General features: G+C 66.5%; 10 protein-coding genes. 5 read left to right on the forward strand and 5 right to left on the reverse strand.

The window, feature by feature from the left end:
- The 3 genes from queC to QGV55_RS01155 form a co-directional block, all read right to left on the reverse strand.
- Entirely contained in the window at positions 1-699 is a 699-nt protein-coding gene (gene queC / locus QGV55_RS01145) for a 7-cyano-7-deazaguanine synthase QueC (protein ID WP_281018716.1), read from the reverse strand.
- On the reverse strand, positions 689-3,364 hold the full coding sequence (gene mutS / locus QGV55_RS01150) for a DNA mismatch repair protein MutS (protein ID WP_281018715.1): 2,676 nt from the start codon (positions 3,362-3,364) through the stop codon (positions 689-691). Before mutS ends, queC begins: the two co-directional genes overlap by 11 nt.
- 81 nt (positions 3,365-3,445) lie before the next feature.
- Positions 3,446-5,182: an AMP-binding protein gene (locus QGV55_RS01155; protein ID WP_281018714.1), complete on the reverse strand. Its 1,737-nt coding sequence runs from the start codon at positions 5,180-5,182 to the stop codon at positions 3,446-3,448.
- Between the two features lie 161 nt (positions 5,183-5,343).
- Here QGV55_RS01155 and QGV55_RS01160 point away from each other — a divergent pair, with 161 nt between their 5' ends.
- Both QGV55_RS01160 and QGV55_RS01165 read left to right on the forward strand, forming a co-directional pair.
- Positions 5,344-6,729: a pitrilysin family protein gene (locus tag QGV55_RS01160; protein ID WP_281018713.1), complete on the forward strand. Its 1,386-nt coding sequence runs from the start codon at positions 5,344-5,346 to the stop codon at positions 6,727-6,729.
- A complete protein-coding gene (locus QGV55_RS01165; RefSeq protein WP_281018712.1) occupies positions 6,726-8,087 on the forward strand; it encodes a pitrilysin family protein in 1,362 nt (453 codons plus the stop codon). Before QGV55_RS01160 ends, QGV55_RS01165 begins: the two co-directional genes overlap by 4 nt.
- A gap of 88 nt (positions 8,088-8,175) precedes the next feature.
- Here the strand turns inward: QGV55_RS01165 and QGV55_RS01170 are convergent, their stop codons facing one another.
- Complete coding sequence (locus tag QGV55_RS01170; RefSeq protein WP_281018711.1) at positions 8,176-8,934, reverse strand: glucose 1-dehydrogenase; 759 nt, start codon at positions 8,932-8,934, stop codon at positions 8,176-8,178.
- Positions 8,935-9,026: 92 nt separating this feature from the next.
- On the opposite strand from QGV55_RS01170, the gene QGV55_RS01175 reads away from it, so the two are divergent.
- Positions 9,027-9,773, forward strand: a complete 747-nt coding sequence (locus QGV55_RS01175) for an SDR family oxidoreductase (protein ID WP_281018710.1) — start codon at positions 9,027-9,029, stop codon at positions 9,771-9,773.
- 47 nt (positions 9,774-9,820) lie between these two features.
- Positions 9,821-10,612: an enoyl-CoA hydratase-related protein gene (locus QGV55_RS01180; protein ID WP_281018709.1), complete on the forward strand. Its 792-nt coding sequence runs from the start codon at positions 9,821-9,823 to the stop codon at positions 10,610-10,612.
- Between the two features lie 4 nt (positions 10,613-10,616).
- On the opposite strand, the gene QGV55_RS01185 is transcribed toward QGV55_RS01180, so the two are convergent.
- Complete coding sequence (locus tag QGV55_RS01185; protein ID WP_281018708.1) at positions 10,617-11,210, reverse strand: thiamine phosphate synthase; 594 nt, start codon at positions 11,208-11,210, stop codon at positions 10,617-10,619.
- Between the two features lie 20 nt (positions 11,211-11,230).
- Here QGV55_RS01185 and QGV55_RS01190 point away from each other — a divergent pair, with 20 nt between their 5' ends.
- Positions 11,231-11,920, forward strand: a complete 690-nt coding sequence (locus QGV55_RS01190) for a YggS family pyridoxal phosphate-dependent enzyme (RefSeq protein ID WP_281018707.1) — start codon at positions 11,231-11,233, stop codon at positions 11,918-11,920.
- Positions 11,921-11,971 lie beyond the last annotated feature (51 nt).

Consider the following 11,971-nt stretch of genomic DNA (forward strand, 5'->3'; position numbering starts at 1 on the left):
TCATTGGTTTCGATACGCCAGATAGCCGCGGCTCCGCAAGTCACAAGCCGGGCATTTTCCGCATCCCCGACCCCACACATTGAGGACGCTGGCCGCCCCCATGTAACAGGACAGCGTGTGATCGCGGATCAGGGCGACCAGACTTTCGCCGCCAAGGGACTCCGTCAGTTTCCAAGTCTGGCCCTTGTCGAGCCACATCAGGGGTGTGTCCAGCACGAAACGGCGATCCATACCCAGCCCCAGCGCCACCTGCAGCGCCTTGATGGTGTCGTCGCGGCAATCGGGATATCCTGAATAGTCGGTCTCGCACATGCCGCCGACGATGTGGCGCAGGCCCCGGCGATAGGCCAGCGTCGCCGCCATGGTCAGAAAGACGAGATTGCGGCCCGGCACGAAGGTATTGGGCAGGCCATCGGCCTGCATGGCGATTTCCGTCTCGCGGGTCAGGGCGGTATCGGAAATCTGGCCCAGCAGTCCGAGATCGAGCATGTGATCCTCGCCCAGCCGTGCCGCCCATTCAGGTTTCATCCCGGCCATGGCGTCGCGCAGATGCGCGCGGAAATCGAGCTCGACCAGATGGCGCTGGCCGTAGTTGAAACCGATGGTCTCCACATGCCGGAAGCGGTCGAGTGCCCAGGCCAGGCAGGTGGCGGAATCCTGGCCGCCTGAAAGCAGCACCAGCGCCCGGTCACTCTCCATCGTCGCTCTCCAGCATCTCGCGCAGGCTGTAGAGTGCCTCAAGCGCGTCCCTCGGCGACATGTCGTCGGGGCGCAGGGCGTCAATGGCCTGCCGCAGTTTCGTGTCTGTCGCGTCGGCCGCAGGTGCCGGTGCGGGCGCGGCAGCGAAGAGCGGCAGGTCGTCCGCAAAGCTGACCTTGCGGCGGCCACCCCCCTCGGCCTCCAGCAGTTTCAGCACCGCCTCGGCCCGGCGGATCACGGCGGTCGGCAGGCCTGCCAGCCGCGCCACCTGCACGCCATAGGACCGGTCAGCCGCGCCGGGGATGACCTGGTGCAGGAAGCGGATGCTGCCTTTCCATTCCATCACCCGCATGGTGCGGCAGGTTACCTGCTCCAGCCGTTCCGCCAGCGCCGTCAGCTCATGGTAATGGGTGGCGAACAGGCCCCGGCAGCGATTGGTTTCATGCAGTGCCTCGACAGTGGCCCAGGCGATGGCCAGCCCGTCATAGGTGGCCGTGCCACGCCCGATCTCGTCCAGGATGACGAGGCTGCGTTCGCTCGCCTGGTTCAGGATTGCCGCTGTCTCCACCATCTCAACCATGAAGGTGGAGCGGCCCCGGGCCAGGTCGTCGGCGGCCCCCACCCGGCTGAACAGCCGGTCGACGACGCCGATCCGGGCCGTGGCGGCTGGCACGAAACTGCCCATCTGCGCCAGGATGGCGATCAGCGCGTTCTGGCGCAGGAATGTGGACTTGCCCGCCATGTTCGGGCCGGTGAGCAGCCAGAGCCGTCCCGGAGACGTGTCCGCGTCGCCCCCGGCGGCGGCAGGGCCGAGATCGCTGTCATTGGGCTGGAATCCCGCACCGTCTTCGGGTGTCGCGAAGGCCTCCACGACCGGATGCCGTCCGGCGCCGATCGTGAAATCCAGTGAGCTGTCGACCACGGGGCGGCAGAAATCCGCATCCCGCGCCAGTTCGGCGAGACCGGCGGCGACGTCCAGCGCGGCGATGGCTGACGCGGTATCCGCCAGTGCCCCGGCACGCGCCAGCACCGCGTCGGCCAATGCGCGGAAATGCGTCTCCTCCAGCGCCAGCGCCCGGTCACCGGCGGAGCGGATCCTGCCCTCCAGTTCCCCCAGTTCCGTGGTGGTGAAACGCATGGCCTGCGCCATGGTCTGGCGGTGGATGAAATCGTCGCCCAGCCGCTCGGCATGGCGCTGCGCCACCTCGACGAAGAAGCCCAGCATGTTGTTGTGCTTCACCTTCAGTGACGCGACGCCGGTCGCGTCGGCATAGCGCTTCTGCAGCGCGGCGATCAGGCGACGGCTCTCGTCGCGCAGACTGCGCAGTTCGTCCAGGGTCGGGTCGAAGCCGTCGCGGATGAAACCGCCGTCGCGGCGCTGCAGCGGTGGCTCGTCGACAAGGGCATCCCGCAGACGGTCGATCAGGTCGCCATGGCCCACCAGCGCCGCCGCGTTCCCGGTGACACCCGCAGGGCCATCGCTGCCGAGGACGTCACGGGCGACTGCCGCGGCCAGCAGACCGTCGCGCAGGTGTGCCAGATCGCGGGGGCCGCCCCGGTCCAGGCCCAGCCGTGACAGGGCGCGTTCGATATCCGGGGCGCGTCGGATGGCATCCCGCAGATCCTGTCGCCGTGTGTCCCCGTCGGCGAAGAACTGCACCATGTCGAGACGCCGGTCGATGGCCGCGGGGTCGGTGAGCGGTCCGGCGAGATCGGTGGCCAGCCGTCGCCCGCCCGCGCCGGTGACCGTGCGGTCGATGACCGAAAGCAGGCTGCCGCGCCGTTCGCCCGACAGGGTCTCCGTGAGTTCGAGATTGCGCCGTGTCGCGGGGTCGAGGCCCATGGTGGCCCCCGTATCCTCCCGCACCGGCGGCCGGATCGGCGGCAGCCGTCCCTTCTGCGTCAGTTCGACGTAGTCGACCACGGCGCCCGCCGCCGCGACCTCAACGCGTTCGAAGGCGCCGAAACCGTCCAGGGTGCCGACGCCGTACAGCGCCGCGAGACGCTTCTGCCCGCTCTGGCTGTCGAAGCGGGGGGCGGGCAGCGGTGTGAAACTGTCGGACCAGTCACCGATCTGCGCGTCCAGTGCCTCCAGCAGGGTCTCCGGCACCAGGATCTCGCCCGGACCCAGCCGCGCCAGTTCCGCGCCGAGCTGCTCCGGCGCGACGCAGGTGGTGCGCAACTCCCCCGTCGACATGTCCAGCCAGGCCAGGCCGAACGTGGCACTGCGGCCGGTGCCGCTGCGGGCCAGCGCCAGCAGGTAGTTGTTGCGCCGCGCGTCGAGCAGCGAATCCTCGGTCAGGGTTCCGGCGGTCACCAGCCGGACCACATCGCGCCGCACCACCGATTTGGAACCGCGCTTCTTCGCCTCTGCCGGGTCTTCGGTCTGTTCACAGACGGCGACCCGGAACCCGTCCCGGATCAGGCGGGCCAGATACTGGTCGGCGGCATGGACCGGCACGCCGCACATCGGGATGTCCTCCCCCAGATGCTTGCCGCGCTTGGTCAGCGCGATGTCGAGGCTGGCGGCGGCCTGCCGGGCGTCGTCGAAGAACAGCTCGTAGAAATCGCCCATGCGGTAGAACAGCAGCGCGCCGGGATGCGCGGCCTTGATCTCCAGATACTGCACCATCATGGGTGTCGGCTGGTCGGCGGCGGCGTTCATGCCCTGGGTACCTGCACCTGCAATTCGCGTTGGCCCCGGACGGGGCCAATGGTCACTGCGTAGCGGTCAAGCGGGCTGGCTTCAAGCCGTCTTGGCGACGGTCAGGCCCAGTTCCTCGATCATCGCGTCGCGCATGCGGAATTTCTGCGGCTTGCCGGTGACGGTCATCGGCAGTTCGGTGCGGAAGCGGACATGGCGCGGGATCTTGTAATGCGCGATCTGGCCCTTGCAGAACGCACGGACCTCATCCTCGTCGGCCGTCTGACCGGGCTTCAGCACCACCCAGGCGCAGACTTCCTCCCCGTACTTCTCGTCGGGAATGCCGAAGACCTGGGCGTCGGCGATCTTCGGGTGACGGAACAGGAACTCCTCGACCTCCCGCGGATAGACGTTCTCTCCGCCCCGGATCAGCATGTCCTTCACGCGCCCGGTGATGTTGCAGAAACCTTCCGCATCGATGGTGGCCAGGTCGCCGGTATGCATCCAGCCATCGGCGTCGATGGCTTCCGCCGTGCGTTCCGGGTCGTCCCAGTATCCCTTCATGACCGAATAGCCGCGGGTGCACAGTTCCCCCTGCACGCCCGGCGCGACGGTGGCCCCGTTCTCGTCCACCACCTTGCATTCGACGTGCGGATGGATGCGCCCGACCGTGGACACGCGCCGGTCCAGCGAATCGTCGGTACTGCTCTGGAAGGATACCGGGCTGGTCTCCGTCATGCCGTAGGCGATGGTGACCTCCGACATGTTCATCTCGCTCACCACCCGCTTCATCACCTCTGTCGGGCAGGGGGCGCCGGCCATGATGCCGGTGCGCAGGTGGGAGAAGTCGAAGCTGGCGAAGTCCGGGTGCCCGAGTGCGGCAACGAACATCGTCGGCACACCATACAGGGTGGTGCACTTTTCCGCCGACACGGCGGCGAGCGTCGTCTCGGGATCGAAGGCTTCCGCCGGGAAGACCATGGTGGCCCCGGTGGCGACACAGCCCAGCGTGCCCATGACCATGCCGAAGCAGTGGTACAGCGGCACGGGAATGCACAGCCGGTCCTGTTCGGTAAAATGCATGGCCCCGACCACGAAGCGCGCATTGTTCATGATGTTGCGGTGGGTCAGCGTGGCACCCTTCGGTGCCCCGGTCGTGCCGGAGGTGAACTGGATGTTGATCGCGTCATCCGGGTCCAGGCTGGCCGTGATGGCGTCCAGATCGGCGGAGGGGTGGGCGCGTCCGGCCGCCACAATGTCGTCGAAGCTGAACATGCCGGCGCTTTTCTCGGTGCCCATGCGGATCACGCTGCGCAGCGTGGGCAGCTTCGCGGACTTCAGTTCACCCGGCGCGCAGGTGTCGATCTCCGGCGCCAGGGTGCGGATCATCTCCAGATAGTCGGAGGTCTTGAAGGTCGCGGCGGTGACCAGCGCCAGGCATCCGACCTTGTTCAGCGCGTATTCCAGCTCCGACAGGCGATAGGCGGGATTGATGTTGACCATCACCAGCCCCAGCCGTGCGGTCGCGAACTGGGTCAGCAGCCATTCGGCACGGTTCGGTGACCAGATGCCGATGCGATCACCCTTGCGGAGGCCAAGCCCGGCCAGACCCTGCGCCAGTGCATCGACCTCGGCGGCCAGATCGGACCAGGACCAGCGGATGCCCTGTTCCAGAAAGATGGCCGCATCGCGGTCGGCACAACGCGTCGCGGTTTCCGCAAACACATCGGGAATGGTCCGGTGCCAGAGCGGCACGGAGGTGTCGCCGACGACATGGGAGACGCCGCCACGCGGCGTTGCATCATGGCTCTGACCCTTGACGGGGCTTTGTTCGTTCATGGGCTGTTTCCTCCACCAGATGGTTCCTGCCGATCATCCGCCCCGGTCTGGTCGAGTCAAGGTGGCGCGGTCGCCGAGGCGTGACTTGTCAAACTGCCTCCATCTGGCCACATGTTGCGGATACGAAAGCCGACCGCCTGTACCGCACACGGAGAGATCGCTTGTCCCGCGTACCGCTGCCCACGCCTGCCTCCACCCCCGCCCGTCTGCCCCTGCTTGCCCTTCTGCTGCTGCTGCCGCTGCTGCTGATCTGGCCCGTGGATCGTGCATCTGCCGGGCTCTTCAACGCGGAGACCTTCCGTCTCGACAATGGCATGGAGGTCGTGGTGATCCCCGACCACCGGGCGCCGGTGGTGGTCCACATGGTCTGGTACCGGCTGGGTTCGGCGGATGAACCGGTGGGCCGATCCGGTGTCGCGCACTTCCTGGAGCATCTGCTGTTCAAGGGGACGGACAAGATCGCACCGGGGGATTTCTCCAAGATCGTTGCGGCCAATGGCGGGCGCGACAATGCCTTCACCTCGCTCGACTATACGGGCTACTTCCAGACGATTGCCCGCGACAGGCTGGAACTTGTCATGGAGATGGAGGCGGACCGGATGGTCAATCTCCGCCTGGACGAGAACGATGTGGCGACGGAGCGTGACGTGGTGCTGGAGGAACGGCGCCAGCGCACCGACTCCACACCCCAGGGACAATTCGGTGAGCAGGCGCGCGCGGCGTTGTTCCTGCAGCATCCCTATGGCCGACCGGTGATCGGCTGGCAGGAGGAGATCGAGAAGCTGAGCCTCGAGGACGCGATGGCGTTCTACAAGCGCTACTACGCGCCGAACAATGCGATCCTGATCGTGGCGGGTGACATCACCGCCGCGGACCTGAAACCGCTGGCGGAGAAGTACTATGGTGTCATCCCGGCCAATCCGGACACGGTCGTGGAACCGCTGCCGCTGGAGCCGCCGCACCGTGCGGCGCGGCGGGTGCTGCACAGCGATCCCCGCGTCGCCGTGACCTCGTGGCAGCGCCAGTATCTGGCGGACAGCATCGGCTGGGGCGAGCGGTCACGCAGTGCGCCGCTCAATTTCCTGTCGGAGATCCTGGGCGGTGGCAGCACCAGCCGCCTCTATCGTGCGCTGGTGGTGGATCAGGGCATCGCGGTCTCTGCAGGCGCCTGGTATTCGGGTGTCAGTCGCGGACCGGGCAACTTCGGCCTCTACGCGACGCCTGCACCGGACACTGACGTTGCGGCTGTCGAGGCCGCGATGGATGCCGCATTGGCTGAGATCATCGCCAATGGCGTCACTGAGGCGGAACTGGAACGCGCGCGCACCGGGCTGCTGGCCGATGCGATCTACGCCCGTGACAGCCTGTTCACGGGCGCGCGCATCTTCGGCAATGCCCTGACCGCTGGCGCAACTGTGGACGATGTGGAGAGCTGGCCCGACCGCGTCCGCGCCGTGACCTCGGAAGATGTGGTCGAGGCCGCGCGGGCAGTCTTCAGGATGGAACGTTCCGTTACCGCGATCCTGTCGCCGGAGGAGAAGTCATGAGTTTTCATCTTGCCGGATTGCACCGGGCCGCAGTTGCCGGTCTGACCCTGTGTCTCGGTCTCGCTGTCCTGCAGGGACCTGTGCAGGCACAGGCCGCCGACAGCGACATCATCGAAGTGGTCAGCGACCGGGGTGTGGTTGCCTGGCTGAAACAGGAACCCTCGATCCCGATGATCGCCGTCTCCGCAATATGGCGCGACGGCGGCGCGGTCTCTGATCCGGCGGCGCTGACCGGACGCGCCAACCTGGTTTCCGGCCTCTTGGACGAGGGGGCGGGGGACCTCGACTCCCAGGCGTTCCAGCAGCGGCTGGATGATCTTGCCGTGCGGCTGAGTTTCGATGCCGGGCGGGACAGTTTCTCCCTGTCACTGCAGACCCTGACCGCGAACGCGGCCGAGGCGTTTCGGCTGACCGGGCAGGCCCTGACCAGCCCGCGCTTCGACGATGAGCCCGTGGAGCGCATCCGCCGCCAGATCCTGACCGGCATCGCCCGTTCGGCGCAGGATCCGAACAGCATTGCCGGTCGCCTGTTCTCTTCTCTGGCCTATGGCGATGATCCCTATGGCCGCCCGGTGGAGGGGACACTTGAAACGGTTGCCGCCATCGGACCGGATGATCTGCGTGATTTCGTGGCGCAGCGCCTGGCACGCAACAACCTGATCATCGGGGTCGTCGGTGATGTTTCACCGGAGGCACTGAAGGATCTGCTGGACGCGGCCTTTGGCAGCCTGCCGGAGCGTGCGGTGCCGCTGGGCCTGGGTGATGTTTCAATGCAGCCGGAACGGGGCCTGACCGTTTCCGATTTTCCGACCTCGCAGACATCCTTCATCTTCGGCCTGCCGGGGCTGAAACGCGACGATCCCGACTATGACGCTGCCCGTGTCATGAACCACATGCTCGGCGGCGGCGGCTTCAGCAGCCTGCTGACGGAAGAGGTGCGGGAGAAGCGTGGCCTGACCTATGGCATCTACAGCTATCTGCGGCCGAGTGACCGCGATGGCCTCTGGCTTGGTGGACTGTCGACCAGCAACGACAGGGCTGCCGAGGCCTGGCAGGTGCTGCGCGAGACCATCCGGGAGTATGCGGAGACCGGCCCGGACGCGGAGCGGCTGGCGAACGCCAAGGCCAACATGAACGGGGCCTTCCCGCTGCGCCTGACCTCCAACAAGGGCATTGCCGGTCTGCTGGTGGCGCTGCAGCGCTATGATCTGGGCAAGGACTATGTCGCGCGCCGTCCGGAACTGATCAATGCGGTCACGATCGACGACGTGAAACGTGTCGCCCGCCGCATCCTCGATCTGGATGGCATGCTGGCCGTCGCGGTCGGGCAGCCCGTGGGTCTGGCCACAGGCCAGTAGGTCCGGTCGTCAGCGGCGTGGGAGACCGGGTGCCCGGGGCAAGCCCGGGCACGGCGTGGTCTACTTCAGTTCGGAGCAGCGTCTTGCCTCACGGACCGGCGATCATCCCGCCGTCGACCGGCAGCGCGACGCCGGTGATGTAGGATGCGCGATCCGACATCAGCCAGCAGGCAGCCTGGGCAATCTCGACCGGCTGACCCAGCCGCTTCATGGCGGTGGAGGCCGAAAGGGCATCGCCCGCACGCGGATGATTGCTGGCCAGTGAATTCAGCATCCGGGTCTCGATGGGACCGGGGCAGACGCAATTGATGCGGATGCCCTTGCGCGCATACTCCATGGCGGCGCTGGCCGTAAGCCCGACGACCCCGTGCTTGGAGGCGACATAGGCTGGCATGTACTGCGCACCGGCGATCCCGGCGATGGAAGCCGTATTGACGATGGAGCCCGGCGTGCCCGCCTTCAGCATCGCCTGGATCTCGGCCCGCATGCACAGGAAGACACCGGTCTGGTTGACCGAGACGACACGGTTGAAGTTGTCGAGCGACGACTCGGCGGTCTTGGCCCAGTCGCCCTCGATCCCGGCATTGTTGTAGGCACCGTCCAGGCCCCCGAAGGCGGCGATGGTGTCGGCAACCAGTCCCTCGACATCCTTTTCACTGGTCACGTCGGTGACCCGCATCTGCCCGTCGCCACCGGCGGCCTTCATGGTCTCCAGCGTCTCTTCCAGCCCGGCCTGATTGACGTCGGCGATCATGACCTTCGCGCCCTCAGCCGCGGCCAGAACGGCCGCAGCCTGGCCGATGCCGCCCCCCGCGCCTGTTATGAGAATCCGTTTTCCTTGCAGCATGGCATTCCTCCCCTGGTCGCCAATTTCACACGATTGTAAGCCAGCGTATCATCTGTAAGGTTGAGGTGAAGTCCAAATAAGGGGAGGGCGATGTGCGTGGATTGAAGGACAAGGTGATCATTCTCACCGGCGGAGCCGGTGGTATTGGTCGTGCGACCGCCGGACGGTTGGCGGAGGAGGGCGCAAAGGTCGCCATTCTGGATCTGAACGGAGACGGTGCCGCGACTGCGGCGGCAGAGATCGGCAATGGTGCCATGGGCATCGGACTGGACATTGCGGATCAGTCGGCGGTCATCGCCGCGGTCGACAGGGTGGAGGCCGAACTCGGCCCCATCGGTGGTCTGGTCAACAATGCCGGCTGGGACAAGATGGTGCCGTTCCTGAAGAGCGATGCGGAACTGTGGAAGCGCATCGTCGATGTGAACCTGTTCGGCCCGGTCAACGTGACCCATGCCGTGCTGACCCGGATGGCCGAACGTGGCGAAGGCCGCATCGTGTCCGTTGCCTCCGACGCCGGGCGTGTCGGATCGACGGGTGAGGCGGTCTATTCCTATTGCAAGGGCGGTGTCATCGCCTTCATGAAGACGCTGGCGCGCGAACATGCGCGGCAGGGCATCACCTGCAACTCGGTCTGTCCGGGGCCGACCGATACGGCCCTGCTGCGGGACTTCGATCCGGAGGGGAAGATCGTCGCGGCGCTGGAGCGGGCCATCCCCTTGCGCCGGGTGGGGCAGCCGGAGGACTACCCGGGCATGATCGCATTCCTGCTGTCCGACGACGCGGCCTTCATCACCGGTCAGGTGATCAGCGTCAGCGGTGGCCTGAGCATGAGCGGCTGAGACAGCAGCGCCCACCAGAACCGAGAACATGTGAGGAAACCAGATTCATGGCTTACGAAGACATCCTGTACGAGGTCGAGGACCATACCGCGACCATCACCATCAACCGGCCGGAGGTCTACAACGCCTTCCGCTACAACACCGTGGTGGAACTGATCGATGCGCTGATGACCGCCGGGTATGATCCCGACATCGGCTCCATCGTGCTGACCGGCGCGGGGCAGAAGGCTTTCTGCACCGGCGGCGACCAGAAGAACCATGACGGGCAGTACCAGGGCGGTGTCCGTGGCACCGTCGGAATGCCGGTGGAGGAGCTGCACACCGCGCTGCGGGATGTGGCAAAGCCGGTGATCGCCAAGGTGCGCGGCTATGCCATCGGCGGCGGCAATGTGCTGGCAACGCTCTGCGACATGACCATCGCGGCGGATACCGCGATCTTCGGCCAGGTGGGACCGAAGATGGGCTCCGTCGATCCGGGGTTCGGCACGGCCCTGCTTGCCCGCTCGGTCGGCGAGAAGAAGGCGCGCGAGATCTGGTACATGTGCCGTCGCTACCCGGCGGCAGAGGCCGAAGCCATGGGGCTGGTCAACAAGGTCGTCCCGGAACCGGATCTGGACGCCGAAGTGCGCGCCTGGTGTGACGAGCTGAACGAGCGCAGCCCCACCGCGATCGCACTGGCCAAGAAGTCGTTCAATGCCGATACCGAGTTGATACGGGGTATCTCCGGCATGGCGTTCCAGGCCCTGAAACTCTACTACGACACCGACGAATCGAAGGAGGGTGTGAACGCCCTGGCCGAGAAGCGGAAGCCTGATTTCCGCAAGCACTACAAGCGGTAAGCCGTCACGTCTCGCCGCCGTCGGCAAACATGCCGATGGCGGCGAAGCCGGCGAAGACCTTCGGTAACCGGTTGGCATTGCCCCGTTCGATACCACCCATGGCGAGCACCGCCAGGTCGGTCGCCGCAGCCAGCGCTGCCGCCCGGTAGAGGCCCAGCACGCGGCCACCCGGATGGCTGGCCGTTGGAAAGACCGGCGACAGCAGTGCGAAGTCCGCGCCTGCCCGCTCCGCCCGGCGCAGGGCGGCGAGGGAATGACAGGCGGCACTCATCAGCCGTCCGGGGTTTGCCCGCCGCCAGTGACGGACCGCTTTGGTCCCGGCCATGCGTTCCGGAACATGCAGGCCGTCGGCATTCAGTGCCTTCGCCAGTGCCGGATCACCGGCGACCAGCAGCACCTGTCCCCGCGCCAGCGTCGAACGCCGCAGGGCAATGCCACATGCCAGGCGGTCGGGATGCCCGGCATCGCGCAGGATGATCGCCGCGCCTGCCGGCAGGCCGCGCGACGCGCCAACCGGGTCGGGAACGCGTGACAGGTCGGTGGGCATGGCAATGGCGGGCAGGTCCGCGACAGAACGGATTGTTGCAACAGTTCCCACGCCGTGATTCCCTGCCTTCCATGACCGAACCTGCCGAACATGACATTGCACGCGCCCTGCAGGAAGTGCGGGATCGCATCGACGCGGCTGCCCGAGACGCCGGCCGGGATCCGGCGGAGGTCTCGCTGATCGCCGTCTCCAAGACCCATCCGGCGGACCACATCCGCCCCGCCATCGATGCGGGGCAGCGGATCTTCGGCGAGAACCGGGTGCAGGAGGCTGAGGACAAGTGGCCTACGCTGAAGGCGGATTTTCCGGAGACCGAACTGCACATGATCGGCGGCCTGCAGAGCCGCAAGGTGGCTCCGGCGGTTGCCCTGTTCGACGTGATCCATTCCATCGACCGGGAGAAGGTTGCCGCCGCCGCCGCCCGTGCGATGGCGGAACTCGGCCGCCGTCCCGCCTGTTTCATCCAGGTGAACACGGGGGAGGAACCGCAGAAGTCCGGCGTCGTGCCTGCGGATGCCGATGCCTTCATCGAACGCTGCCGCGCGGTCCATGATCTGCCGCTAGCGGGCCTGATGTGCATTCCCCCGGCGGATCAGGAACCGGCACCGCACTTCGCGTTGCTGGCGAAGATCGCGGAGCGGAACGGGCTTCGGGGGCTGTCGATGGGGATGAGTGCCGATTACGAGGTGGCGATCCAGTTCGGCGCCACGCTGGTCCGTGTCGGCACCGCCATATTCGGTCACCGCGCGCCGATCGTCTGATCGAGACCTGTGACGTTTGTCACGCGAGGGTTGCGACATAGCGCGCTTTGG

This window comes from Minwuia sp. IMCC3009 (genome assembly GCF_029909415.1).
Lineage (GTDB): Bacteria > Pseudomonadota > Alphaproteobacteria > Minwuiales > Minwuiaceae > Minwuia.